This is a genomic window from Acinetobacter sp. NBRC 100985, assembly GCF_000241225.1.
Classification (GTDB): domain Bacteria; phylum Pseudomonadota; class Gammaproteobacteria; order Pseudomonadales; family Moraxellaceae; genus Acinetobacter; species Acinetobacter venetianus.
Genome location: NZ_BAEB01000028.1, coordinates 86,823 through 112,777, shown reverse-complemented (window position 1 = coordinate 112,777; position 25,955 = coordinate 86,823). Strand labels below are relative to the sequence as shown.

General features: G+C 37.3%; 29 protein-coding genes. 13 read left to right on the top strand and 16 right to left on the bottom strand.

The genetic code is table 11. From position 1 onward, the window contains the following. Positions 1 to 4: 4 nt before the first annotated feature. The 3 genes from tkt to ACT4_RS11365 all read left to right on the top strand — a co-directional run bounded on the left by tkt (position 5) and on the right by ACT4_RS11365 (position 2,881). On the top strand, positions 5 to 1,993 hold the full coding sequence (gene tkt, locus ACT4_RS11375; RefSeq protein WP_007482397.1) for a transketolase: 1,989 nt from the start codon (positions 5 to 7) through the stop codon (positions 1,991 to 1,993). 256 nt (positions 1,994 to 2,249) lie between these two features. Further along, positions 2,250 to 2,489 (top strand): hypothetical protein, encoded by a 240-nt coding sequence (locus tag ACT4_RS11370; protein ID WP_007482395.1) that lies wholly within the window; start codon positions 2,250 to 2,252, stop codon positions 2,487 to 2,489. Next, positions 2,462 to 2,881: a hypothetical protein gene (locus ACT4_RS11365; protein WP_007482392.1), complete on the top strand. Its 420-nt coding sequence runs from the start codon at positions 2,462 to 2,464 to the stop codon at positions 2,879 to 2,881. Before ACT4_RS11370 ends, ACT4_RS11365 begins: the two co-directional genes overlap by 28 nt. Before the next feature lie 15 nt (positions 2,882 to 2,896). On the opposite strand, the gene ACT4_RS11360 is transcribed toward ACT4_RS11365, so the two are convergent. Continuing rightward, positions 2,897 to 3,307, bottom strand: a complete 411-nt coding sequence (locus ACT4_RS11360) for an OsmC family protein (protein WP_007482391.1) — start codon at positions 3,305 to 3,307, stop codon at positions 2,897 to 2,899. Positions 3,308 to 3,529: 222 nt separating this feature from the next. Between ACT4_RS11360 and ACT4_RS11355 the strand changes: the two genes are divergently transcribed. Beyond that, a complete protein-coding gene (locus ACT4_RS11355; RefSeq protein ID WP_007482390.1) occupies positions 3,530 to 4,108 on the top strand; it encodes a YceI family protein in 579 nt (192 codons plus the stop codon). An 81-nt stretch (positions 4,109 to 4,189) separates the two neighbouring features. Here the strand turns inward: ACT4_RS11355 and ACT4_RS11350 are convergent, their stop codons facing one another. Together ACT4_RS11350 and ACT4_RS11345 are read right to left on the bottom strand one after the other, a co-directional pair. Further along, the gene (locus tag ACT4_RS11350) at positions 4,190 to 4,696 is read right to left on the bottom strand and encodes a GNAT family N-acetyltransferase (protein ID WP_007482388.1); all 507 of its coding nucleotides are present in this window, start codon (positions 4,694 to 4,696) and stop codon (positions 4,190 to 4,192) included. A gap of 78 nt (positions 4,697 to 4,774) precedes the next feature. Continuing rightward, complete coding sequence (locus tag ACT4_RS11345; protein WP_004915387.1) at positions 4,775 to 5,032, bottom strand: YjhX family toxin; 258 nt, start codon at positions 5,030 to 5,032, stop codon at positions 4,775 to 4,777. 332 nt (positions 5,033 to 5,364) lie between these two features. On the opposite strand from ACT4_RS11345, the gene ACT4_RS11340 reads away from it, so the two are divergent. Then, a complete protein-coding gene (locus ACT4_RS11340; protein WP_007482382.1) occupies positions 5,365 to 5,826 on the top strand; it encodes a nucleoside deaminase in 462 nt (153 codons plus the stop codon). A gap of 28 nt (positions 5,827 to 5,854) precedes the next feature. Here the strand turns inward: ACT4_RS11340 and ACT4_RS11335 are convergent, their stop codons facing one another. Beyond that, the gene (locus ACT4_RS11335; protein ID WP_007482380.1) at positions 5,855 to 6,388 is read right to left on the bottom strand and encodes a lecithin retinol acyltransferase family protein; all 534 of its coding nucleotides are present in this window, start codon (positions 6,386 to 6,388) and stop codon (positions 5,855 to 5,857) included. 172 nt (positions 6,389 to 6,560) lie between these two features. Here ACT4_RS11335 and ACT4_RS11330 point away from each other — a divergent pair, with 172 nt between their 5' ends. Further along, on the top strand, positions 6,561 to 7,301 hold the full coding sequence (locus tag ACT4_RS11330; protein ID WP_034605011.1) for a phosphodiester glycosidase family protein: 741 nt from the start codon (positions 6,561 to 6,563) through the stop codon (positions 7,299 to 7,301). A gap of 43 nt (positions 7,302 to 7,344) precedes the next feature. Here ACT4_RS11330 and ACT4_RS11325 read toward each other — a convergent pair whose 3' ends face one another. From ACT4_RS11325 to ACT4_RS11315, 3 genes are all read right to left on the bottom strand, one after another. Then, the gene (locus tag ACT4_RS11325; RefSeq protein ID WP_004879177.1) at positions 7,345 to 7,572 is read right to left on the bottom strand and encodes a hypothetical protein; all 228 of its coding nucleotides are present in this window, start codon (positions 7,570 to 7,572) and stop codon (positions 7,345 to 7,347) included. Between the two features lie 260 nt (positions 7,573 to 7,832). Next, positions 7,833 to 8,918, bottom strand: coding sequence for a tRNA (uridine(54)-C5)-methyltransferase TrmA (gene trmA / locus ACT4_RS11320; protein ID WP_007482374.1), 1,086 nt, complete (start codon positions 8,916 to 8,918; stop codon positions 7,833 to 7,835). A 93-nt stretch (positions 8,919 to 9,011) separates the two neighbouring features. Next, a complete protein-coding gene (locus tag ACT4_RS11315; RefSeq protein ID WP_007482372.1) occupies positions 9,012 to 9,491 on the bottom strand; it encodes a GrpB family protein in 480 nt (159 codons plus the stop codon). 178 nt (positions 9,492 to 9,669) lie between these two features. Between ACT4_RS11315 and ACT4_RS11310 the strand changes: the two genes are divergently transcribed. Further along, entirely contained in the window at positions 9,670 to 9,930 is a 261-nt protein-coding gene (locus tag ACT4_RS11310) for a DUF2164 domain-containing protein (protein WP_004879181.1), read from the top strand. A gap of 98 nt (positions 9,931 to 10,028) precedes the next feature. Here ACT4_RS11310 and putA read toward each other — a convergent pair whose 3' ends face one another. Further along, positions 10,029 to 13,793 (bottom strand): trifunctional transcriptional regulator/proline dehydrogenase/L-glutamate gamma-semialdehyde dehydrogenase, encoded by a 3,765-nt coding sequence (gene putA, locus ACT4_RS11305; RefSeq protein ID WP_007482370.1) that lies wholly within the window; start codon positions 13,791 to 13,793, stop codon positions 10,029 to 10,031. Positions 13,794 to 13,913: 120 nt separating this feature from the next. Between putA and ACT4_RS11300 the strand changes: the two genes are divergently transcribed. Further along, a complete protein-coding gene (locus tag ACT4_RS11300) occupies positions 13,914 to 14,405 on the top strand; it encodes an Lrp/AsnC ligand binding domain-containing protein (protein ID WP_004879183.1) in 492 nt (163 codons plus the stop codon). Between the two features lie 42 nt (positions 14,406 to 14,447). Here ACT4_RS11300 and putP read toward each other — a convergent pair whose 3' ends face one another. Further along, complete coding sequence (putP, locus tag ACT4_RS11295) at positions 14,448 to 15,944, bottom strand: sodium/proline symporter PutP (RefSeq protein ID WP_007482368.1); 1,497 nt, start codon at positions 15,942 to 15,944, stop codon at positions 14,448 to 14,450. Between the two features lie 481 nt (positions 15,945 to 16,425). On the opposite strand from putP, the gene aspA reads away from it, so the two are divergent. Next, positions 16,426 to 17,868 carry an aspartate ammonia-lyase gene (aspA, locus tag ACT4_RS11290; RefSeq protein WP_007482366.1) on the top strand — a complete coding sequence of 481 codons (1,443 nt, stop codon included), beginning with the start codon at positions 16,426 to 16,428 and terminating at the stop codon, positions 17,866 to 17,868. A 57-nt stretch (positions 17,869 to 17,925) separates the two neighbouring features. Here the strand turns inward: aspA and gcvH are convergent, their stop codons facing one another. From gcvH to ACT4_RS11265, 5 genes are all read right to left on the bottom strand, one after another. Continuing rightward, on the bottom strand, positions 17,926 to 18,300 hold the full coding sequence (gcvH, locus tag ACT4_RS11285; RefSeq protein ID WP_004879188.1) for a glycine cleavage system protein GcvH: 375 nt from the start codon (positions 18,298 to 18,300) through the stop codon (positions 17,926 to 17,928). Between the two features lie 141 nt (positions 18,301 to 18,441). Continuing rightward, a complete protein-coding gene (locus ACT4_RS11280) occupies positions 18,442 to 19,467 on the bottom strand; it encodes an AraC family transcriptional regulator (RefSeq protein ID WP_007482363.1) in 1,026 nt (341 codons plus the stop codon). Between the two features lie 128 nt (positions 19,468 to 19,595). Beyond that, on the bottom strand, positions 19,596 to 20,036 hold the full coding sequence (locus ACT4_RS11275; protein ID WP_007482361.1) for a MaoC family dehydratase: 441 nt from the start codon (positions 20,034 to 20,036) through the stop codon (positions 19,596 to 19,598). Further along, a complete protein-coding gene (locus tag ACT4_RS11270) occupies positions 20,036 to 21,883 on the bottom strand; it encodes an ABC transporter ATP-binding protein (RefSeq protein WP_007482359.1) in 1,848 nt (615 codons plus the stop codon). Before ACT4_RS11270 ends, ACT4_RS11275 begins: the two co-directional genes overlap by 1 nt. Positions 21,884 to 22,201: 318 nt before the next feature. Continuing rightward, positions 22,202 to 22,645 carry a BLUF domain-containing protein gene (locus tag ACT4_RS11265; RefSeq protein WP_034605043.1) on the bottom strand — a complete coding sequence of 148 codons (444 nt, stop codon included), beginning with the start codon at positions 22,643 to 22,645 and terminating at the stop codon, positions 22,202 to 22,204. A gap of 185 nt (positions 22,646 to 22,830) precedes the next feature. Here ACT4_RS11265 and ACT4_RS11260 point away from each other — a divergent pair, with 185 nt between their 5' ends. Then, the gene (locus ACT4_RS11260; protein WP_007482357.1) at positions 22,831 to 23,043 is read left to right on the top strand and encodes a hypothetical protein; all 213 of its coding nucleotides are present in this window, start codon (positions 22,831 to 22,833) and stop codon (positions 23,041 to 23,043) included. Between the two features lie 164 nt (positions 23,044 to 23,207). Continuing rightward, entirely contained in the window at positions 23,208 to 23,489 is a 282-nt protein-coding gene (locus ACT4_RS11255) for a hypothetical protein (protein ID WP_007482355.1), read from the top strand. 117 nt (positions 23,490 to 23,606) lie between these two features. Here the strand turns inward: ACT4_RS11255 and ACT4_RS17395 are convergent, their stop codons facing one another. Then, positions 23,607 to 23,840 carry a hypothetical protein gene (locus tag ACT4_RS17395; RefSeq protein WP_004879202.1) on the bottom strand — a complete coding sequence of 78 codons (234 nt, stop codon included), beginning with the start codon at positions 23,838 to 23,840 and terminating at the stop codon, positions 23,607 to 23,609. A 71-nt stretch (positions 23,841 to 23,911) separates the two neighbouring features. Here ACT4_RS17395 and ACT4_RS11245 point away from each other — a divergent pair, with 71 nt between their 5' ends. Together ACT4_RS11245 and ACT4_RS11240 are read left to right on the top strand one after the other, a co-directional pair. Beyond that, the gene (locus ACT4_RS11245) at positions 23,912 to 24,259 is read left to right on the top strand and encodes a hypothetical protein (RefSeq protein WP_007482354.1); all 348 of its coding nucleotides are present in this window, start codon (positions 23,912 to 23,914) and stop codon (positions 24,257 to 24,259) included. 111 nt (positions 24,260 to 24,370) lie between these two features. Continuing rightward, entirely contained in the window at positions 24,371 to 24,565 is a 195-nt protein-coding gene (locus tag ACT4_RS11240) for a hypothetical protein (protein ID WP_004879207.1), read from the top strand. Between the two features lie 65 nt (positions 24,566 to 24,630). On the opposite strand, the gene ACT4_RS11235 is transcribed toward ACT4_RS11240, so the two are convergent. Beyond that, a complete protein-coding gene (locus tag ACT4_RS11235) occupies positions 24,631 to 25,785 on the bottom strand; it encodes a catalase family protein (protein WP_007482353.1) in 1,155 nt (384 codons plus the stop codon). Between the last annotated feature and the right edge of the window lie 170 nt (positions 25,786 to 25,955).

Sequence of the window (25,955 nt, the reverse complement as noted above, 5' to 3'; positions counted from 1 at the left end):
ACTTATGACAACCCCTTTAAATGAACGTCGTATTGCTAACGCAATTCGTGTCTTGGCAATGGATGCTGTGCAACAGGCAAACTCAGGGCATCCAGGTGCACCAATGGGGATGGCAGATATCGCTGACGTCGTATGGCGTGAGTTTTTAAATCATAACCCAACAAACCCACAATGGGCGAACCGCGACCGCTTTGTATTGTCAAATGGTCATGGTTCTATGTTGCAATATGCTTTATTGCATTTAACGGGTTATGACTTATCTATTGAAGATTTAAAGCAATTCCGTCAGTTACATTCTAAAACACCAGGTCACCCAGAATATGGTTACGCACCAGGTATCGAAACAACGACAGGTCCATTAGGTCAAGGTATCGCCAATGCTGTTGGTTTTGCTTTAGCTGAAAAAACATTAGCTGCTCAGTTCAACAAAGATGACTTAAACGTTGTTGATCACTTCACTTACTGTTTCCTTGGTGATGGCTGCTTAATGGAAGGTATTTCTCACGAAGTATGTTCGCTTGCAGGTACTTTAGGTCTAGGTAAGCTTGTTGTTTATTATGATGACAACGGTATCTCGATTGACGGTGAAGTAGAAGGCTGGTTCAGTGATGACACTGAGCAACGTTTCAACGCTTATGGTTGGCAAGTACTTCGTGTAGATGGTCATGATGCAGATGCAATTCGCCAAGCGACTGTAGAAGCAAAAGCTGAAACTAATAAGCCAACCATTATTATCTGTAAAACGATTATCGGTCTAGGTTCACCAAACAAACAAGGTAAAGAAGATTGCCATGGTGCGCCACTGGGTAAAGACGAAATCGTTTTAACTCGCGAAGCTTTAGGTTGGAAAGAAGATTCATTCGTTATCCCAGAAGATGTATATGCAGCTTGGGATGCAAAAGCAAAAGGTCAAACCTCTGAAGCAGCGTGGAATGAATTGTTTGCTCAATATCAAGCAAAATATCCAACTGAAGCGGCTGAATTATTACGCCGTATCAATGGTGATTTAACTGCTGAATTTGCTGCACAAGCAGATGCTTTCATTGCTGAAACAAATGCTAAAGCTGAAACCATTGCTACACGTAAAGCAAGCCAAAATACATTACAAGCATTTGGCCCATTACTGCCTGAATTATTAGGTGGTTCTGCTGACTTGGCGGGTTCTAACTTAACACTTTGGAAAGGTTGCCAAGGCGTACAAGAAAACCCAGCGGGTAACTATGTGTATTACGGTGTTCGTGAATTCGGTATGACTGCAATTGCGAATGGTGTGGCTTTACACGGTGGCTTTGTTCCTTACGTTGCAACATTCTTGATGTTTATGGAATATGCGCGTAATGCAGTACGTATGTCTGCATTAATGAAGCAACGTGTGATTCATGTTTATACACATGACTCGATTGGTTTAGGTGAAGATGGTCCTACGCATCAACCAATTGAACAAATTTCATCGTTACGCGGTACACCAAACTTAAATACTTGGCGTCCATGTGACACAGTTGAAGCAGCTGTTTCTTGGAAGTCTGCACTTCAACGTAAAGATGGCCCATCAGCATTAATTTTCTCTCGTCAAAACTTACCATTCCAAGCGCGTAATGAAGCTCAAATTCAAAACGTTGCAAAAGGTGGTTATGTACTTGCTGAAGAGAAAGGTGAATTGAAGGCAATCATCATTGCAACAGGTTCAGAAGTTTCATTGGCAATGGAAGCATATGCACAACTTGAAGGTGTGCGTGTAGTGTCTATGCCATGTGCTGAAGAATTCATGAAGCAAGATGCTGCATATCGTGAAGCGGTATTGCCTGCGCACATCCGGGCGCGTGTAGCGGTTGAAGCGGCTCATGTTGATTACTGGTGGAAGTTTGTTGGTTTAGACGGCAAAGTGATCGGTATGACCACTTACGGCGAATCTGCACCAGCAAAAGACTTGTTCCAATTCTTCGGTATTACGACTGAAGCGGTTGTTGCTGCGGTTAAAGAACTGACTGCTTAATCAAATTAAGTGGTATAAAAAAGCGTTCTAATTAGGGCGCTTTTTTGTATTTAAGATATCTAATAAGTGAATAATTAGGCCAAATAGTTCAAAATATATTATAAAAAAGCTATTTACATGGAAAAAGATGAGAACTGAACAACAAAAAGAATTGGACTTGCTTCGTTTGTTGGTAATTGACGCCTATAAATTATTTGATAGGGGGACTATCTCAATAAATCAAATAAATATTTGTTGAATATGTGACCAATATGAAATGGATACGCTTAAATACTTTGTAGAAACACCACTTAAAAATCTTAAGTCTAAAATTTTACTAAGAAGATATGGAGTGGGTGGTTGTATATCTAATATTTCATTAGAAGAGTTTAAATATTTTTTACCTCGATTTCTTGATTTATTAGTAGAAGAACATGTTAATTATCATATTGATATTTTTCATATGATTGAAAAATCAAAAGTAGATGATTGGGGGGGCAAGAAGTATTGTTTTTAAATTTATTTGCTCAAAATTATATTCAATATAGTTTATGGAATGAAGAAAATACTTCTTTAAAATATATACAAGATTTCTTGGAAATGTTTCAGTATGAATTGTTTGATACTGAACTTTTATCAAAACTGTGTATAGAGCATCCATCCTCATATAGTCTGATTGATTATGCAACTCAGAAAATAACAGGTGGTTATGATGATTATTTGGCAGAAAATGAATTACGATGCCATAGAGTAAAACAGATAGTATCCATTTGGAATGTTGATGAAAATATTCGACAATATTTTATTGATAAATATTATGAATTAAAGAAAAAAGGGTATACTTTTGATCGAGGTAATAGCAATTATGTGCTGGAATGGAAAAAGGGTGTTGATCAGGGGATCTATTGAGCAACACCTTAAATTTTACCCGATACTTAATTCACTCTGAATCGAAATATTAGAAGTTAGTAATTTATGAACAGGGCAGCTCTCAGCAACTTTGAGTAATCGTTTATGTTGATCTTCGGTAAATTCACCTTTTAGTATAATCTTGCGTTCAATATTATTTTGTCCTGATTCAGGATCACCATTTGGGTTTAATGCTAAATCAACTTGAACATGCTCAAGCTTAATTCCTTTATGATTGGCATACATTTCTAACGTAATTGTGGTACATGCGCCAAGAGCTGAAAGAACAAGTTGTATTGGATTTGGTGCAGTATCTTGCCCACCTTTGTCCATAGGCTCATCTGCATACCATGTATGACCAGAAGTATCTGTAAGTGTTACACGATAGGGAGTTGCTGTACTTAATGCTTGTGCTGAATGAGTCATGTTTTACCTTATTGTTTATCTTTAAAAATAAAAAGGATTGTACCTAATCATGCAGTGTTCACTACTGATTGTGTAGTATCGAATAGTCTAATCATATGTTGTTTAGCTGGGCTGCGTAATACTTTTATTGTTGCACCGATGAAACATATCGTTTTATAAAGAATAATGAATAAAAATACTTGATGTATACACTAATACTCATATCAAACAAGGATACCAAAAATGCAATTCAAAACATTAAGCCTCGGTTTAGCATTCGCTTTAGCAAGTTCTGTAACATTAGCTGCGCCAGTAGACTATAAAATTGATCCAACACATACAGCAACAGTATTTAGTTGGAATCATTTTGGTTTTTCTACACCAAGCGCTAACTTCACTGATATTCAAGGTGTGATTAAAGTTGATAATGCGAAACCTGCAAATTCATCAGTAGAAGTGACAATTCCTTTAAGCAGTGTAAATACTAACGTAGCGGCTTTAGATAAAGAGTTCCAAGAAGAAGCTTGGTTTAATGCAGCTAAGTATCCAAACATTACCTTTAAAAGTACTAAAGTAGAAACCAAAGATAAAAAGCATTTCAAAATTACAGGTGACTTAACTGTTAAGGGTGTTACTAAGCCAGTTGTATTGGATGCAGTATTGAATAAGCAAGGTGAGCACCCAATGGCAAAAGTACCTGCGATTGGATTTAATGCAACAACTTCATTTGATCGATCTGCATTTGGTATCGGAAACTATGTACCAAATGTTGGCGATAAGATCACTGTAAATATTACGACTGAAGCAACAGCAGCGAAGTAATAGTTATACAGTTAAATGTGAAAAAAGCTCATGATGAATATTCGTGAGCTTTTTTATTTGTACTGTAATTATGGCCAATAACTATGACGTTGCATTAAATGCATCTGAATAGATGACATAGCCACTTGCTACATGGTTGGTAAAAGCAAGAATTTGAAAATACTCTGCTGGAACACCTTTTAAGATCAAATTAGCATCTGCCTTAAACCCAAATTTTCCATAATAATTAGGATCACCGAGTAATACGCATCCTTTTGCATTTAGTGCCTTGATTCTATTCAAACCTTCTTTCATAAGTTCAGAGCCTATACCTTTTCTTTGATATTCAGGAAGAATGGAAATAGGACCTAAGCCATACCAGTCTGTCGTACCATCGGAAATTGATACAGGTGAAAAGGCGATATGGCCAACGATTTTGCCTTGAGTTTCAGCAACTAAAGAGACAGTAAGTTGTTTGGCTGCTCTAAGCGCATTTACGATAAATTGCTCTGTATGGCTAGAGTATTCTTCATCATTAAATGCTGCTTTGGTTAAATCAAAAATTGCTTGGATGTCAGTGTTTTGTTCATCACGGATTTGAATATTCATTTTAATTGCCTATATGTTTTTAAATAACTGACGAAGCAACATTATATTGTTGCTTCATCAGATGATTGTTAAGGATGTTTATTGATTATCGAGTTGAGGTCGTACGTTTCTAAGCCCATTCAAATTGATTTGATAGGGTTGTCCTTCCTGTGATTTGATCAATCGTTTCTTTTTAAGTTTTCGAAAAACATCGAGAGTGCAATCAGATAAAACAAAACCTTCACGGCTATAGCATTCTACAGCGATGAGTTGTCCAGATTCATTTTTGAGTTTTACGATTTTTCCGCCTTTGGCTAAGACGTGTAGAGTCCGTTGTTCAGACTTGGATAGGTTCATGTTGGAATCCTGATATAAGTAATCAAAAGCAAAGATAGGCATGCAGCCTGAAAATTCGCGTTGATAACCCATTTCAAATTTTCATTGAAATATGGTTATCAGATTACTGCTATCTCCAACATAAAATCCTCGATGTAGATTGGATATGAAATATATGATTTGAATATATAGGTGCTTATATTTAAAGTAAAGGATTATGTGAATTTTACTTTATTTGTAATGGGTTATGATCATGTGTAGTCTGATTTTCTTGATCAATTTATAATAAAAGCATTATTTATTAAAAGCCTTTAAACATATAGCTTGAATTTTATTATTAAGGTAAGACAAAGATGGATGATCAACTGTTTATACAGAAAGCAGTAGATTTAGCATTAGAAAATGCAAAATCAGGTGGTAGACCTTTTGCAGCATTGGTTGTGAGAAATGGTGAAATCATTGCTACAGGTGTCAACCAAATCAAATTAACCAATGATCCTACAGCACATGCAGAGCTATTGGCATTGCGTGAAGCTGGCAAAACTTTAGGTAATCCTAATTTAGAAGATTGTATCGTCTATGCAAGTGGGCAGCCTTGTCCCATGTGTTTAGCTGCGATGCGTATGGCAGGAATTAACCAAGTGCGTTATGCATTTTCCAATGCTGATGCAGAACCATTTTCATTATCGACAGCAAATCTTGCTGAAATGCTGAGAATGCCGCCTGAAAAACAAGAGGGATTAATATTTAAACAAATTACGCCGTTGCAGAACTTAGATTTATATAAGTTATGGCAAAGCTATCAAGAGAAATAACTTTATGTGCACTTGAACCTTGCTGTTATCACTTTTTAGTCTGTTTCTCTTTCAGTAATAAATATGCTGGTGTGGATTTCTTGGCTTGACGACGGAGCATGATTTTGATGTATAACACGATAGCAAAACATGCTGTAGCAACCGTAAGCATAATACTATTCATATAACTCATAATTGAGCTGACATAACCAATTGTTGCCAAACGCCGTTGCATTCGTTCAACTTGAGTACTGGATTCTATACCTGTAATTGCCCACGTACAGAGATGTTCACAATTATTAATAATCAAATGGTAATGGTTTTCATGCATACGTGAGCGCATACGCCGAACAACAGCCTTTGCTTTGTAGCGTGGTGATTGGTAGTCTCTTGTGTAGATCGTTTTTCCACGTGCGAAACGTTGGATAGAGGTCATTTCAATCGGATGCTTTTTGAAAATATGAGCAAAACCTGAGTAATGGATGACCCGTCCACGACCTGCATAAATTCCATGATGGCTATAACCAAAGTGTTTTACGATCAGGTGTGCACCAAGAGGGAAGCGTTGATGTTTTTGCTGCATGCTGATACAAAAATATTGTATTTACAGTGTTATTTTAGTGAAAAATAATGAATCAATCGAGCATATTTAGACATAGAATCCTATGATTATGTGTTGAGTTTGTATCTGCTGTTTTCAGGATTGATTTTGCTATGTGAAAATAATAAAAATTGGCTTCATATATAAAATAACGATGAGGATTTGGCTTTTAGCTTTTTTATCAATGTACTCGGTAGCTGAATTACATGCAGCACAATATCAAAGTATTCAGGTCGATCAGATCACGTATGACGTGATTAAAGTTGAAAAACTAGATCAGTTAGAATTATTTTTAAAAAATAAAAATTCAGATCGTTATTATCAAAGTTTTTCTCGTCTTCAAGCAGACCTTTCAGCTTGTGCTCAAATGAGTTTTGCAATGAACGCAGGAATGTATCATGGGGACTTTCGGCCTGTCGGTTTGTATGTAGAGCATGCCAAACAAACATCTCAGTTAAATGAGGATACTGGCTTTGGGAACTTCTTTATGCAACCCAATGGCGTACTGGCATGGAATCATCAAAAAGCTGTGATTCAAACCACGGCAAATTATAAGAAAAGCAGATTTAGGGCGCTTTTTGCGACACAATCAGGGCCAATGTTAATCAATCATGGAAAGATCAACTCCCAATTTTTGCCAGAATCAAATTCTTTAAAAATCAGAAATGGTGTAGGAATCAAAGATAATCAATTGTATTTTGTGATTTCACAACAGAGAGTCAGTTTTTATCAGTTTGCCCAATTTTTTAAACAGCAATTGCACATTGATCAAGCTTTGTATTTGGATGGTTCGATTTCAAGCTTATATTTAGATGAAACTAAACGACATGATAAAAGAACTAATTTAGGGCCAATTGTTGCGGAAATAGATAGAAAAGCCTGTAACTGTAAATAGTAAAAAGCCTTAATCTTTCAAGGAGAGATTAAGGCTTTCTTTCTTATTGTACTGGTGGATTGATCATCGCCAGTAACTCTTTGCGGCTGTAGCCACGAGAAATCAGTACTTTCTTGATGCCCTTAATGACATCTTCATCAGTTGCTTTTACTAAAGCATCCAATAGTTGTTCATTTGATTTGCAAGAACAATCATTTTCAACGCAAGAAGTTTGATTCTTCTGTTCGTTATACTGTTGATCTGCACTGAACATTTTTTGCCAAAAACTCATAGAGCCTTCATTCACAAACTAACATAGATCGAAATATAGCCGCTTTAAAATAAAAAACAAGTCAGCTAAAGTGATAAAAGCAGCAATCGAACTTCAATTTTTTCGATAAACATTTGGAAGATAAACGAAATTATGACGATTTAATGACTTGATCTTTGATATATATGACTTTTTTACTCGGATTTAATATTTAAACTTGCTGAAAAAATAAAGGGTTATTGCAACCCTTTATATCTAAAATTTACGTTGAAATAATTTGTTTAAATCTTTTCAAGTAAAACACCAGATTCAACATGATGAGTAAAAGGGAACTGGTCAAACATAGCAAACTTTGTGATGCGATGCGTTTGTGCTAGTGTCCCTAAGTTATCATGTAGCGTGTCTGGGTTACATGAGATATAGATAATACGTTCAAAGCCTTGTAACAGTTTAAGCGTTTCATCATCAATCCCCGCACGCGGTGGATCGACAAAAACAGTATCGAACGCATAACTTTTGATGTCGATCTCTGCTTCTTGTAAACGCCTAAACTCACGCTCACCTTGATAAGCTTGAGTGAATTCCTCAGCAGATAAACGTGCAACTTGAATATTTTCGATTTGGTTCTGTTCGATATTCCATTGCGCGGCGTAAACAGATGATTTTGCAAGCTCAGTCGCAAGTACACGTTTGAATTTTAATGAGAGTGGTAGTGTGAAATTCCCATTTCCACAGTACAACTCCAGTAAATCTTTTTGAGCTCCTTCAGCTGCATCACATGCCCATTCAAGCATATGTTGGCACACTTGCGCATTTGGCTGAGTAAAGCTACTTTCAATTTGTTTGTATTTAAATGTACGACCATGAACATTAAGTTGTTCAACCACGTAGTCGTCACCAATAATCACTTTTTGACCGCGACTACGGCCCATAATTTTAATATTCAGCTTTTCTGCAAGTGCTTTTGCTGCAATTTCCCATTCAGTATCTAATTTCCGGTGATAAATCAGCGTGACAAGCATTTCTCCACTCAGTGTCGAGAGAAAATCAGCTTCAAAAATACGCTGAGATAAAATAGGGTTTGCTTTTAATTCTTCTAATAAGCGTGGCATTAAATCATTAATGTGACGATCTGCGATTGGAAACTCATCTACACGAATGACTTGTTTTTGCTTACCGTCTTCAGCACGTTCAAACATTGCATAGAACAAATCTTCTTCAGTGTGCCAGATACGAAACTCAGCACGCATACGGAAATGTTGTTCTGGTGATTGAAACACTTCTAAAGCTGGGGGATTGAACGGTGCAAATTGTGCGGTAATTCGTTCAACTTTCTCTTGAAGTTGCTGTTGGTAAGATACAGTCATAAATAATGAAAACTATAGGTGAAATTTAAACAAGGCATGGTATCAAAAAAGGCGTATGAGGTGGATGGAAATTATCAAATTCATATGTTTATCTCATAGATTCGTACTTACAACTTGATCAATAAATTCAGCTTTGATTTGTCGATATTCATCTGGCGATAAGCCCATACAGTTTTGTTTTAACTCATTATATTGGTGTACTAGCTGAGCTGAATTCCTCAAGCGATCTCTAAAAATGAGAAAATTAGTAAATTTTGATCCAGTGACCACTATTTGGAAGGCAACATCCTCATCAGATGCTTGGCTTTCAAGCATACACAGTTCATCAGTGCGTAAAGTATTGAGTTTTTCTTTAAATCCTAATGTTTTAAGTTGCTCTATTGTTCGTGAAAATTGCTGAGCGGTCACCTCTATATAGATATCTAAGTCACCCTTTGAAATTGCATGAGGGATTGCTGAAGAACCAATATGTTCAACAATCGCATTTGGGGTTAGCGAAAGTATTTCACTTTTATATTTTTCGAAAAGCTCAGTAGCATTTTGCTGATATTCAGTTGCTGGAAAAAACTGCATTATTCTTCCTCTAAAAATTTATATAAAAATGCAGCAAATTATGTACCTAGTTTTGAACACACATATTATTAAAAAATAAGAAAAGAATAGGTTTATGCGTCATTTTACGACGTTATGTGAATGCACGATGCTGTTAAATTAACTGTAATTATATTTGGACGAGATGAGAGATAAACTCATGGTGAAAAAGAAAACTATTGAATTTGATGAGTTAACTCGTGAGCAATTGCTGCACGCATTGAAAAAATATGTGCTGAAAGAGTTAGATGTAGATTTAGGGAATTTACCTGCACAGTTTTTATTGGACTTTATTGTTGAGGAGTTTGGGCCTTATTTTTACAACCAAGCTTTGAATGATACACATGAATGGTTGGCAGAGCGTTTTGCTTATTTGAATGATGACCTTTTTGTTTTAACCAAAGAAAACTCAAAAGCTTGAATACTGAAAAGACACTGTACTCTGGGACAATAATCTCTAAAAATGAAAAACCCGAACCATGTAGAACATGATTCGGGCTGGGAGATTGAAGACTTAAATTAGTCTTCAGATAAAGTCATTAAACTCGCATTACCGCCGGCAGCAGCAGTATTTACGCTAATAGCGCGTTCAATGACTAGACGTTCTAAAGGAATCTGCTCATCTGTTTGAAGATGAGTAATGCCCACGATTGCTCCAGAACGGTTCGCAATTTTGTTTTGAAGATCTGTTAATTGCTCAACAGAACCATGATGAAGTACAGCATCAAACTGATCAGTTTCAACATTAGAAATAACTTTGATCGCCGTTAAAACTTCTTTAGGTAATGAAGCTTGATGTTTTGCTAAGAACATATTGTCTTTTAACACAGCTGCTGAACTACCTACTGCAAAAACTGCGAGGAGTTGTTGCAATTGACCACGTTCATCGTTTGCAATTGAAAGCACACGATGGCGAGGTAAGATAATGTATTGGTTACTCTCACCAGTAGGGCCTTGCAACTCGTAGAATTTACCAACACCGAATGCTGGAGTTTCTGGAATTGCTTGAGCCATATGTTTTTGCGCCCAAGTTAACAAGTTTTGATATGCATCATTTGAGACTGCATCAAACTGAGAAAGTTCAGATTTAACAGCAAACGGTGTTGCTAAAACTTTTTCAGAACAATGTTCCATCAAACGGTACATATAAAGTGGACCACCCGCTTTTGGACCAGTACCAGATAAGCCTTCACCACCAAATGGTTGTACACCAACAACTGCACCAACGATGTTGCGGTTAATATACAAGTTACCCACTTCTGCACGTTGAATGACTGTATTAATCGTTTCATCAATACGAGTATGAAGACCCATTGTTAAGCCATAACCTTTGGCATTGATGCGGTCGATCAGTTGCTCAAGTTCACCATATTTATATGTGATGATATGCAACACAGGACCGAATACTTCTCGTTCAAGATCATCAAGGTTTGGAAGTTCGATCGCAGTAGGCGGAACGAAAGTACCTTGTGCAAGTGCTTGTTGGCTTGCAGCATCATTGAACATCAATTGATGAACAGGATAGCCCTTAGATTTCATCTTTTGAATGTGATTATCAATCGTTTGTTTTGCTTCTTGATCGATAACAGGACCAATATCAGTTTTTAAGATTGCTGGATTGCCAACGATCAATTGCTGCATTGCACCTTTCAACATCTTAACGACTGTCGCTGCACTGTCTTGTTGTACACATAAGATACGAAGTGCAGAACAACGTTGACCAGCACTATCAAATGCTGAGCTTACAACGTCTAATACAACTTGTTCTGTTAAAGCTGATGAGTCAACGATCATAGCGTTTTGACCACCCGTTTCCGCAATTAACGGAATCGGTTGACCATTTGGTGATAAGCGTTTTGCTACAGTCTTTTGCAAGATTTTTGCAACTTCTGTAGAACCAGTAAACATAATGCCTTGAATACGATCATCTTGGCTTAGTTGAGCACCAACTGTTTCACCACGACCCGGTAGAAGTTGTACTGCACCATGTGGAACACCTGCTTCCCAAAGCATTTGTACTGCTTGAGCTGCGATAAGTGGTGTTTGCTCAGCTGGTTTTGCAATAACACAGTTACCGCTTACTAACGCTGCTGCAATCTGACCAGAGAAAATCGCAAGAGGGAAGTTCCATGGACTGATACACAACACTGTACCCAATGGTTTAACTTGTGCGTTTGCTGGTAAGTTTTCAATTTGTGTTGCGTAGTAACGTAAGAAGTCAACAGCTTCACGAACTTCTGCAATCGCATTGGCATAGGTTTTACCACTTTCACGGCAAAGTAAAACCATAAGTTCTTGAATACGAGATTCCATCAAATCAGCAGCGCGTTTTAAACAAGCGGCACGCTCGAATTTGTCTGTCATCGCCCAAGTTTGTTGCGCTTGTACTGCTGCTTCTAATGCAAGTTGTACGTCAGCACTTGTTGCTTCATTTACATAACCCACGACTTCACTGTTTTGTGCAGGGTTTGTAATTGCAAGAGCATTACTTTCTGGATGAACTGTAGATTCGAAGCCAAGTAAAGGCACGCTGTTCCAAACACGGTTACGTAATTGTTGAGCCGTTTTGTCTAAATCTGTTAATGGTTGATCATTGTTTAGATCAAAGCCATTTGAGTTTGGACGTAATGGATATAAGTTGTGCGGAAGAGGAATTGCAGGATGTTTTAATCCGAGCTGACCTTCATCTTTCGCAGCAGTTTGAATATCTTTGATTGGAGATTGAATTAGATCTTCAACCTTCAAAGTCTTATCTGCAATACGGTTTACGAATGATGTATTCGCACCATTTTCAAGTAAACGGCGAACAAGATAAGCCAATAAGGTTTCATGGTTACCTACAGGCGCGTAAACGCGGCAAGGAATCCCCAATTTTTTATCTTCTTTTGAACCTACAACTTGTTCATACAATGGCTCACCCATACCGTGTAAGCATTGGAATTCATATTGACCTGGGTAATATTTGCTTGGATCAGCAAGGTTGTAGATCGTTGCAAGCGATTGGGCGTTATGTGTTGCGAACTGCGGATACACTTGATCAGGTGCAGCAAGTAATTTTTTCGCACATGCAATGTAAGACAAGTCAGTGTGAACTTTACGAGTAAACACAGGGTAGTCTGTCATACCGTCGATTTGCGCTTTCTTGATTTCGCTATCCCAGTATGCACCTTTCACCAAACGGATCATTAAACGTTTGTTACTACGTTTCGCAAGATCAACGATGTAATCTACAACGAAGAAGCAGCGTTTTTGATAAGCTTGAATAACGAAGCCGATACCTTTCCAGTCAGCAAGTTTTGGTTCGAAGCAAAGACGCTCTAGTAACTCTAGAGAAATTTCAAGACGTTCTGACTCTTCTGCATCGATATTTAAACCGATGTCATAGTGTTTAGCTAAACACGCCAGTTCATAAACTTTGTTATAAAGTTCGTTGTGAACACGATCTATTTGCGCACGTTGGTAACGTGGGTGCAATGCAGAAAGTTTGATTGAGATACCCGGGCCTTCGTAAACACCACGACCATTAGATGCTTTACCAATCGCATGAATGGCTTGAGTGTAGTCGTTATAATAACGCTCAGCATCATGGTCAGTTAGCGCAGCTTCACCAAGCATATCGTACGAGTAGCGGAAGCCTTTGTGCTCAAGTGGTTTAGCATGTTCAAGTGCTTCTTCGATGGTTTCGCCAGTAACGAATTGTTCACCCATCATACGCATAGCTACATCAACGGCTTTACGAATGATGCCGCGACCACTGCGTGCGAGAAGACCTGTCAATACGCTTGATAAACTGGTTTGCTTAGGCGTTTCCATTAACTTGCCAGTAAGCATTAAGCCCCAAGCAGCAGCATTGACGAACATGAGGCTACTTTGGCCAACGTGTTCTTTCCAGTTACCTTGGTTGATTTTGTCACGAATGAGTAAATCACGGGTTGCCGTGTCTGGAATACGAAGTAATGCTTCAGCCAAACACATAAGCGCAACACCTTCCTGTGAAGAAAGTGAGAACTCTTGTAGTAAGCCTTGAACGATGCCTGCTTTACCCGCTGAGCTTTTACGCTCACGTAAGTTATGGGCAAGGTCAAAAGCCAATTCATAAATTTTTTGATCAAGATCAGGAGAAATATTAGCTGCTTCAGCAAGTTCTGCTACGGCTTCTGGCTCTGCACGTCGCCAAGCAGTATTAATGCGTTGCTCAAGCTCACTTTTTTCTTTAAATTCGGTGATATAACCACCATTGTTGTGAGCCGTGTCCATTTGTGCGGGGATATCCAAAGTATTCATACTAAATTCCAATAACAATCTCTAGTACATATTGAGTAGAGAGGTTTAGATAATTTATGATTACAGAATAAAACCCGAGTAACTCACTATATTTTACCCATTTTTTAGAGGAAAATTCAGTTGAATAGCCCTATTTATACCTTAGATCGGACGGATCTGAAAATTTTGGATATTCTTCAAACAGATGGGAGAATTTCTAACAGTAAATTAGCCGAACTTGTGAACCTTTCACCCACAGCTGTAATGGCGCGTGTGCAGAAGTTAACGAAAGATGAATTCATCTTAGGGTATGAGGCAAAACTCAATCCAAACAAGCTCAATGCGAACTTTCTCGTGTTTGTAGAAGTGTTGCTTGATAAAACCACGCCGCACGTTTTGGATGATTTCATCGACGCTGTAACGCAATATCCTGAGATTGTTGAATGTCATATGGTGAGTGGTGGCTTTGATTTTTTAATCAAGCTGCGTAGCGGAGGAATGGAGGAGTTTCGTCGTATTGCGGGTCAGATCTTATGGCAGTTGCCAGGGGTAAAAGAGACTCGGAGTTATCCTGTGATGCAGGTGGTCAAAGATAGTTCGAAGATAAAAATTAAATCACGTTCAAAATTTTAAATAAAAAAAGGGGCTCTAAAGCCCCTTAAATTTCTCAATGAATTATTTCATTTCGCGTGTATAGATTTCATCAGCTTGTTCAAAGCGGCTTGTCACAGTCGAGTTTGGTGCTTTACCAAGTAAGCTCACCACAACGATGCTGATTAAAGCGAGAACGAAGCCTGGAATGATTTCGTAAATACCAGTATCGCCGAAGAAGTTCTTCCATACGATTACCGTAACAGCACCAACGATCATACCTACCAATGCACCGTTTAGCGTCATACGTTTCCAGAACAATGAGAGAATAATCAATGGGCCGAAGGCAGCACCAAAACCAGCCCATGCATAAGCAACTAAACCAAGTACTTTACTGTCAGGGTTTTGAGCTAAAGAGAGCGCAAGCAATGCAACAGCAAGTACCATTGCACGACCTATCCAAACCAACTCTTTTTGAGATGCATTTTTACGGAAAAGGCCTTTGTACAAATCTTCCGTCAACGCACTAGAGCAGACAAGAAGCTGACAGCTCAACGTACTCATCACAGCAGATAAAATTGCAGCAAGGATCACACCAACAACCCAAGGGTTAAATAAAATTTTGGTGAGTTCCATGAACACAGTTTCAGGGTTAGCACTAACAGCAGCGGCAAACTCAGGATGTTGTTGGAAGTATGCGATACCGACGAAACCAGAACCAACTGCACCAATCAAGCATAGGACCATCCAAGTCATACCAATGCGGCGGGCAGCAGGAATTGATTTAACAGAATCAGCAGCCATAAAGCGAACGAGGATATGAGGTTGACCAAAATAGCCTAAACCCCAAGCCGCCGCTGATAGAATCGCAACAAAACTTAAATTCGAAACAAAATCATAAGCGTGTGGACGTGCACTTTCTACAATCGCTGTAAACTCTTCCGCGCCAATTCCCAATGACATGTACGTCACGATAGGGAGAAGCAATAATGCGAAAATCATTAAGCCTGCTTGGAAAGTATCTGTCCAGCTGATTGCTAAGAAACCACCGATACACACATAACCAATCGTTGCAAAAGCACCTAACATAAGCGCAGTTTGATACGGTAAGTGGAATAGCGTTTCAAATAATCGAGCACCAGCAACCATACCTGAAGCACAATAAATTGCAAAAAAGATCAGAATAATCAATGCAGATGTGACGCGTAAGATTTTTTTCTGATCATCAAAACGACCAGTAAAATAATCAGGCAGGGTGAGGGCATTGTTTTGTACTTCGGTATGCACACGTAAACGACCTGCAACCAAATACCAGTTAAGCCATGCACCAATGATCAAACCGATTGCAATCCACGATTCTGATAAACCAGTTAGGTAAATTGCGCCTGGTAAGCCCATGAGCAACCAACCACTCATATCCGATGCACCAGCAGATAAAGCGGTAACAAAACTGCCTAAACTTCGGCCTCCAAGAATATAATCATCAAGATTTTTGGTGGAAAAATAGGCGTATAGACCGATGCCGAGCATGGCAGCGATGTATACCACGAATACAACAACTGTGGGATTAGAAAAATTCATAATGGATGCCTGTCCTTACATATCCATAATTTGCAATCACATCCGAATAGTCAAAAAAATGATCCACTATTCCTTGGATTGATAAGGTCACAGATTCAAGCACGTTTGTTTTTTGAAATACTGTTAACTTTATGTATATTTTGTGTATTGTTTGTGTAATTTAAAATAAGTGTATGAATATTCGTTTTTTAATCTGAAAAAATGCATTTTTTCTTGCATAAAAAAATGAAATTTTAGCTCAAAAAAACGTTACAACATTTTCGTTAGTTACAAAAGTATATTCTCCAAGCCAAAAAAAAGCGATATGGGTGTGAAAAGTAGGCAAAATGAATGAAACATGATGTTACATTCGCAACAAAGCAGAGAAATTTCATTATAAAAAATACGTAATGTTAAGCAATTTTGCTAATGAATATTTACTCTAAATCTTCCATATTAATGTCTCGCACCAATAAGGTGCATCGTCTGAGAGAAATGGAAAGTGAACACGGTTCAAACGGCAACTATAAGAATAGAGCATGACTTGCTCGGCGCGAAAGAAGTTCCTGCTGATTGTTATTATGGAATTCATACTTTACGTGCAATAGAGAATTTTAAAATATCTTCGCAGAAAGTTGGACAAAATGGCTATTTTATTCGTGCGCTAGCACAGGTAAAAAAGGCTTCAGCTCAAGCGAACCTAAGTTTTGGAAAACTGACGGAAACTCAAAGTATTGCAATCCAGCATGGATGTGATGCTTTAATCAATGAAACTGAAAAATGGCAAGATTCTTTCCCAATTGATATTTATCAAGGCGGTGCAGGAACTTCCATCAATATGAACACCAATGAAGTCATTGCAAATATTGCATTAGAATCATTGGGTCATCAAAAAGGTAAATATGATGTGATTCATCCGAATGATCACGTCAATAAATCTCAATCTACCAATGATGTCTATCCTACAGCGATCCGCTTATCAACGTATTGCTCTTTGGATGCTTTATTTACACAGATGGATAAATTAATTACTTCATTTGAAAATAAAGCGATTGAGTTCCGTTATGTTTTAAAAATGGGGCGTACGCAACTGCAAGATGCTGTGCCGATGACACTTGGGCAAGAATTCCATGCATTCGCAACCTTATTAAAAGAAGATGTTCGTTTAATTAAGCGTACTCGCGAATTGTTGCTTGAAGTGAACTTAGGTGCAACGGCAATTGGTACTGGTGTAAATACGCCGAAAGGCTATGCAGCAAAAGTAGTAACCTGTCTAAAAGATATTACTGGTTTAAAACTGGTTGGTGCTGAAGATTATGTTGAGGCAACCAGTGACTGTGGTGTTTTCATCATTTTATCCAGTGCTTTGAAGCGTTTGGCGTGTAAGCTTTCAAAAATCAGTAATGATTTGCGATTGTTAAGTTCAGGCCCTCGTACTGGTTTAGGTGAAATCCAATTGCCAGAATTACAAGCTGGTTCTTCAATCATGCCAGCAAAAGTAAACCCAGTTATTCCTGAAGTGGTAAACCAAATTGCATTTAAAGTGATTGGCAATGATTTAACCATTACTTTCGCTGCTGAAGCAGGTCAATTACAGCTAAACGTGATGGAACCAGTGATTGCGATTTCATTGAATGAATCAATTGAGCTACTGACACATGCGATTCAAAGTCTGGATGAAAAATGTGTACGCGGTATTAAGGCACATGAACAAGCATGTCATGATGCAGTGATGCGTAGTGTCGGAATTATTACCTTGCTTGATCCTTTATTGGGGCATGCGTTGTGTGATGAGATAGGTAAGCAATGTATCTCTGAAAATAAAACCATCCAAGAAGTTGTATTGGAGCGTGAGTTATTGACTCAAGAACAACTTGATGAAATTTTCTCTTTTGAAAATCTAGTTTCTGAAGTTGACGGCTATCCAGTTGATTACGTTGCATAGATAATTCATGTCATAAAAAAGCCTAGTTCAATGACTAGGCTTTTTAATTTATAAAAATTATAAACCTGATTCATATTCGCTGTTAGAAAGTAATTTTTCTACATCTGCGATATTGTCTGGTTTAATTTTATAAATCCAGCCTTTACCGTAAGGCTCTTCATTTACAAAATCAGGATCGTCTTCAAGATCAGTATTTACTTCGACCACTGTACCTGAAACAGGTGCGTGAATATCAGAAGCAGTCTTCACTGATTCAACAATACCAGCTTGTTCAGTTGCCGTAACATGGCTGCCAACTTCTGGAGCTTCAACATAAACTAGATCACCTAGCTCTTCTTGCGCGTGGTCGCTAATTCCTGTAACAACCAAATCACCTTCAATTCTTACCCATTCATGCGTACGCGCATATTTCAAATCAGCTGGATGATTCATGACAACTCCTTAACAATTTGTCTCATCATTTTTGTGGCTTTATACATGTTTTTTAATCAAAACAAAAGCAAAAGCATTTATAAAATAAGTACTTTTAGAGATTGTTGAGTCATTCTTGAAGTCACCCAACAAATTCTAACTTTATAAATATGGATCTTTACGCCAGTTACTCGGGCTACGACCACTCCAGCGTTTAAATGCACGACTAAAGTTGGCAACGTCTGAATAACCTAATTCATCGGCAATCTGCTCTAAACTATAATCTGTACGTGACAGTAAAGACGTTGCATGACGGTAACGAACTTCATCAACCAGTGTTGAAAATGATGTTCCTTCAGCGGCTAACTGGCGTTTGAGAGTTCGATCCGACATATGCAAACGTTCTGCAACACTTTCAATGCTTAAGTAATGTTGTTCTGAGTTAGTCAAAATATCACGAACACGCATGGCTAAACGACGACGTTCACCTAAAGCTGACAATTCAGTTTCACATTGGTTGATCGCAATTTGGCTTGCAATTGGATCAGCATTGACCATTTTTAAGCCAAGATATTTTTTATCAAAGCTAGAAATTAAGTGTGGTTGGTTAAAACGAACGGTACTCGTTAACTTATCTTTATACTTATCAAAACCTTGAGGTTCAGGAAAATCTAAATCAACTTCACCACTAAGATCTTCAATACCCGTTAAAGCTTTTGCCATCGTCATGATGCCAATCGTCAAACCTAGAATAATCTCAGTGCGTAATGGTTCAACATCGATATCACATTGAAGCTGTAAAGTAGCTTTAGGACCAAAAGTAGAAAAATAAAGTTGTAAAAAGGGTAGACGCAATTGAATAAAACGACTCGCCAACGCGATTGCATCAGTAATGTCGTGAGCCGTCATGATCGCATAGCCAATAAAACCATGAATTGAGATACGCATTTGCGTACCTAAATGAAATCCAAGTGTACTTTCACCTGTAAGGCGTAAAGAATGTTTTACGAGTTCGTTGGCAATCGGTGTTGGTATCCGAAAATTTGGATCAGCCAGTTGTTCGCTTGTTAAATGAAAAGGAGCGAATAAAGTTTCATCGTTATATCCCCAACGAGAAACAACATCTAATAACAATAAGCCATAGACGCCTGGTATTCCTTGATCTTGACGAGTTGAGGTCGTTTTCATGTGCTTTCCGTGGCGCTCATCAATTTTTGCTAATATCTTTAATCATCTAGGTTTTGAACATCTTTACATGAAATAAAATAATCAATCATAAAAATTGTTGGACAAGAGAGTCACCTCATGTTCAAAAATTAAGTTGGTTTTCTAAAGACCATGATTTTAGTTGTAGATATTAATAGCACATCACCATGTTGGTTCAAAGCTTGAGTAACGTAGCTGACAATACCACGGTCAGTTTTGGTTTTAGACGGCACAATTGCAGTAATTTCAACTTCTACATGAATTTTATCGCCAACACGCGTTGGGCGAGGCCATCTTAAACTAGACTCAGAGCCGAGTAACCCGCCCGCAATTGGAAAGCATTCAGTCCATAGACGCATAGTCACGGCTGATGTATGCCATCCACTTGCTGCTAATCCTTGGAAAATAGGATGTTCAGCAGCAGCCTCTTCATCTAAATGGAAGGGTTGGGGGTCATATTGACTGGCAAATTTTTTCACTTCTTCAAGCGTCATTTCATATTCACGGCTTATGAAATGATCTCCAACACTTAAGTCTTCTAGATACAACATTATTCTGTTTCCTGAGTCACTCGTTGTTCAACCAAGAAACCACCTGTTTGTCGTTTCCAAAGTTGGGCATACAAGCCATCATTAGCAATCAATTCCTCATGTGTACCTTGTTCAGCAATTCTGCCTTGATCAAGTACGATGAGACGATCCATTTGCGCAATAGTAGATAAACGGTGTGCAATTGCAATGACTGTTTTGCCAACCATCAAGTCATTTAAACTGCTTTGAATCGCAGCTTCGACTTCAGAGTCAAGTGCACTGGTTGCTTCATCTAAAATAAGAATCGGCGCATCTTTTAAGAAAACGCGTGATATTGCAATACGTTGACGTTGTCCACCAGACAGCTTTACACCACGTTCACCGACATATGCATCATAGCCAACACGACCTTTTTGATCTGTTAACTGTGGAATAAACTCTTCTGCTTTAGCCTTTCTAACTGCGAGTTCAACCTCAGCTTCAGTCGCATTTGGACGACCGTATTTAATGTTTTCGGCAACAGTACGATGTAGTAGAGAAGTGTCTTGAGTTACCAACGCAATATTGGCGCGTAAGCTATCTTGAGTCACATCATGAATACTTTGACCATCAATCAAAATACGACCTTGGTTCACATCATAGAAATGCAGAAGCAATTGAATCAGTGTTGATTTGCCAGCACCAGAACGACCGACAATACCAATTTTTTCGCCTGGTTTAATCGTGAGGTTAAAATGATCAATGACATTTTTTTGATTATAAGCAAAGCTGACATTTTCAAAACGGATTTCACCTTTTTGAACTGTAAGTTCTGTTGCATCTTCTTTATCTTGAATTTGAACAGGCTTGCCTAAGGTTTTCATTCCATCTTGAATCGTACCGACATTTTCAAACAGCATGGTGACATGCCACATTAAAAACTCAGCCATACTATCCAACTTCAAAACCATTGCAGTTGTTGCTGCAATAACGCCAATAGCAGCTTGTCCTTGTGTCCACAACCAAACAGAAGTACCAATTACACCAATGTATAAAAAAGCACTGAGGAAACGAATACTGATTTCGTATTTGACACCCAAACGCATTTGCTTATAAACAGTGAGCATGAACTCTTTCATGGACTCTTTGGCGTATTGGCTTTCACGACCAGCATGAGCAAACAATTTTACGGTTTGGATATTGGTATAAGCATCGGTCACGCGACCTGTCATGATTGCACGCGCATCCGCTTGCTCTTGAGAAATTTTGCCCAGTCGAGGAATGAAATACGTCGCAATGATGATAAAAATAGCCAACCATAAAATAAGTGGCGCAATTAAAATAGGCGAGATTGATCCAAGTACTAAACTGATGGTGATGAAATAGATCAGCACATAAACCAACATATCGCCGAGAATCATCCAAAACTCACGCACTGCCAAAGCAGTTTGCATGACTTTCGCTGAAAGGCGACCTGCGAAATCAGTATGGAAAAAGTCTAAGCTTTGTTGAAGCAATAGATTGTGAAAGCGCCAACGCATTCGCATTGGAAAATTACTAAATAAAATTTGGTGCTTAACGACAGATTGCAAGCTAACAAAGAATATGTTGGCGAATAAGATGCTAATCAGAATCGTGATATTTTGCTTATTGTTCTCTAAAAAAGTACTCGGTTGGCTTTGAGTGAGCCAATCTACTAATTTACCAATATAAGAAAAGAATAATGCTTCAAAGCTTGCTGCTGCTGCGGTACACGCAATTAAGATAAAGAGATAGGGGCGAATGCCTTTTGTTGCTTGCCAAACAAATGCAAAAAATGTGGTTGGTAATGGTTTGTTTAAGTCTTTGGTGGGGTATGGGTCGACTAGTTTTTCAAACCACTGCAACATGCTTGTTTCCTCTAATTAAAAGTATCGATTCGCCTAGCTTTCGTAGCATATCAGAAAATGGATAGGAGTAACGAGAAAAGCAAATGAGTAAATATTATTTTTACTAAATGGAAAAATTCATGAGCTGATTTATCAGGTGATGAGATTGAATAAAGTCTTTTTTTATAGTGGATTCAGCGTTTCTAAAAGTAGTCGAACTAATTCACGAAATTTAATTTAAGAGAATCATCAATCTAGAACTCACTAAAGTATTTTATCATTCAGTGAGCTCCAATTGTTCTGAAGCGTATGAGTCAACTCTATTGATCTATACAGAAATTAAGCTACATAACTATTTACATCTAGTTCTGGCTCACCCGCCAATACTGAAATAAAGTTTTCAGTCGTTTCAGCAGTCAGCAAATAGGGATTGAATTCTTCTAGATGATATTTCATAAAAAAATCAGTAATATTTTGATTTACTGGCGAAAATTTCATAGACCATTGTGAGAATAAATTATCTTCACATTCAGCATAGTAGAGAATTTCACAATTAACATGTCGGTCATCTTTGACAATCTTTGTATAGAACAAATCATCGATGGTATCTTTTTGACCCTCAAGACATTGTACAAAATATCCATGGCCATAATATAAAACACCAGTAACATCATTGCGATAATTAAAATCTACTGCTTCATCTAGGATTTCAATCAAATTTGTCTTTAGATTGGAGTCAATATTCTTAATTTTACTTACGTATAAAAGCCTTACTGACTTCATCATTGATATGCTCATTTTAAAGTTCACATTCAGTTATATAGATAAAACAAAGGTTTGTATATTTTTAAGCGTAATAATTGTCCGAACCTTACAAGATCACTACAACTGTCTATAAATATTAGGAATGAGACATTCGGCAGACTATTTGCTAGATTATGTGATTTTTATAGTATTAAGAGGCGGTAATGATGAAGTTATTTATGGGGTGTGTATTTGCAACAAGCTTAGTTGGTTGTTCTTCTATGAATTATGAGAATTCTATGAAACCGCCGATTGTTCCTAAGAATCAGGCAATTAATACTTTTAAAATGCCTGAACACGGTGTTGTGACTGATCAAGATATTCACAATATACCAGAAAATTCTAATCTTAATTATCAATACAAAATTGATTTTTAATTCAGTTGAAGCGATTTGAACTATAGTTTTGAATTTATAATCCTTTGAGGGCTAAATGGAGTTATCCCTCATGTATAAAGTTAAAAGTCTCTAAAATTTTATTTTAATGATTTTATTTTTACCATTTGGTAAATTATTGACATGAATAATAAAAGGCACACTAGATGAAATATATAATATTATTAGTTACATCACTTCTATTAACAGAATATGCTTTTGCAAGAGAAACGAATTCAATACGTTCTTCATATGAGCTAGTGGTTGTTGGTGATAGTGAGAGTGATTTATTGAGAAAAATGGGAAGATCTTCGCCGAGATATTTCACTCACAGAGAAGAGCGTCGCTCATGTGCGGCAACTGAATATTTTTATGACATCGATATGCAAACTTATACGGTTTGGGTGTGTAATGGAAAGGTATTTAGAATTGATGTGAACAATAAGTAACTTTATAAGATATTGATTTTATTTTACTTAAATCCAATTAAATCCTAAATTTTGTTATATTAATATTTTACACTGAAAATAAAAAAGCTCTCTTTTGAGAGCTTTCTTTTAAATCTTTTATTCTAATTCAAGCTGATAATCGTCTTTAGTCACCTTAATTTTAAGTTTTCTATATTTGCGCTTATTGGGATCTAGTGCAGAATTAGTAACCTCTTTCGCAAATTCTCGGTCATTCATAAGTGTTGAATATGCTTTGTACCCCAGAATTACTCGACTTGGTTTAGAGCCATTTCGAGAAACATAATGATCAATCATTAAATTTAATTCGTTTAAAAGACTAGTATCGTTCATGCTATGGATGCATCACTTTTAAGAATTTATGAAATAATAATACAAGTTAATTAACTTATCTACATGAATTTATGAAAGAATTATTAAAATTCTGTCATAAAACTGTCATATTAAAGCTATACTTTTCAATTAATGAAGAAAAATTTAATGAACAAGATGTAAGTCCTCATACTTTTGGAGGGATTATAGAGATGGGAAATAAAATTTCGGGAAGTCGTAAGAAGCGAAGTATAGGTTTTCGTTTAAATTATTTAATTTCAGCCTATCAAAAATTTTTGATGGAAAAGAATTTATTAAATACTGAAATTAATAGGATGATTTTTGTAGAGAATTATATAAGTTCTTTAAAATTAAACATCTATGATGAGTTTTCCAAGCATCAGTTAATTAAAGATCTAAATATTTTTTATCGAGAGTAAAGCTTCAATCACACATATTTAAAAAGTGATAAATCCCTTAAAATTTGTAATGTTATTGCATGATAAAGAGGCATATAATTTAAGCTAACAACAATTTCATAGGATCAAAAAATGCTTCTCAAGTTTGCAATTCGATTCATGGCTGTTTTATTTTCTGTGTTGGCCTTAGCTGCAATCGTCATTCATTTCTTTTTCTCAAGTAAACTTACAACTGACCTATGGATCATTGTTGTTCCAATCATTCTAGGTGTTCCAATGGTCGCTTCCGTGATTGTTGCGAAAGATACAGAACTCAATGTTCAGTAAGCTGTTGACTACAAATGAAGCTCGTAACTAAGAGCTTCATTTTCTCATACAAGCTAAATATCTAATTAATTCGGTTCTTGTCGTGGTGCTGTATTCATTTCATGACGGACTCTGCTGATATCTTCATAAATCACTTTTCTTAATCTATTGATCGCACCGAGTGGTCTGTGTTCGGGTAAGGCATGCCATGGTGTAAATGAAAGATTTTCACAGAACTCATTTTGCTTTGCTGTATCAAAGTTTTGTTGTGGGATATGAATTGTTGCGATGTGATAAAAAGGCGCTTCAGATTCTTTCCATTCTGTCATCGAGTCTTCAATAAGCATTTTGTTGGATGTTCTTGGTTGAATGAGGAACTCCATACAAGCATCTTGATGAGCTAATGTATTCTTCAAAGCGCTTCTTAGAAAATTTGGTTCAGCATTTTTAGGAATAGTTGCTTTTTGAGGCTGACATGCTGTAACAGAGTATTTTACTGCTTGTCGGTTTTCACCGATGCCAAGTTGGTAGGGGACCATTGACCAATAACGTGCTTGGATTGGATTTGCAATTAATGAGTTACGAGCACCTAAAGCATTGATCGTACCTTTTATACCGAGGGCAAATGGAACTTGAATTTTGTCGGTAAAATGATCACCGCTAATGTGTTTGGTAAAACTCAAATATCTTTTGGCATCATTTACGAAGAAAACAGGATGATTAATCATAATAAAATCCTGAGTTGTTGCTTGAGGATCAGATTCTAGAATTTTCTTTCCAGCTACGCCTAAAATTTTAATCGCTATGCCACGAGCATCTTTTTTGTTATCTGCTTGGGTTGCATCACCTGATGCATTGGAAAATCTAATCCAAGCTTGATAGGTTTTGTTCGGTATAAACACGCCTTTGGCAAGTTGCTTTGGAATGTCCTTTAAGATATGAAATTCAGCTTGCACGCAGCCATGTGATTTGGGGTGAGCATCACGTAGGGCATGACCATTTTGATACTGTTTACGTATGGTTTGCTCGATGGTCTTTGAAATTTCTTGTGCTAATAGTGCTTCATTCTGTTGTAATTTCTCACCCAAGTCTTGGTCTATTTGTGGATAAGGAATTTTCGTCTCATTATTCTTGAATATTGATAGCGGGGGCTTTTGATATATTTCTTCACTACATCCAGACACAGCGATGAAAATTGAGGAGAACGCAAACAGCGGAATGATGTATTTTTGATAAAACATGACCGATTTCCTCATTTATGCTGTTCTGGTTTTAGTCGTTATATTGAATCATTGTGTTGCATTGATAAGTAAATGACAATCAAACGGTTGTAAGTATTTTGAAACTTAAAAGAATTCTGAAAAGCGCAAAACTCAAATATATTTTAAATACCTAAGTTTACTCAAAAGCT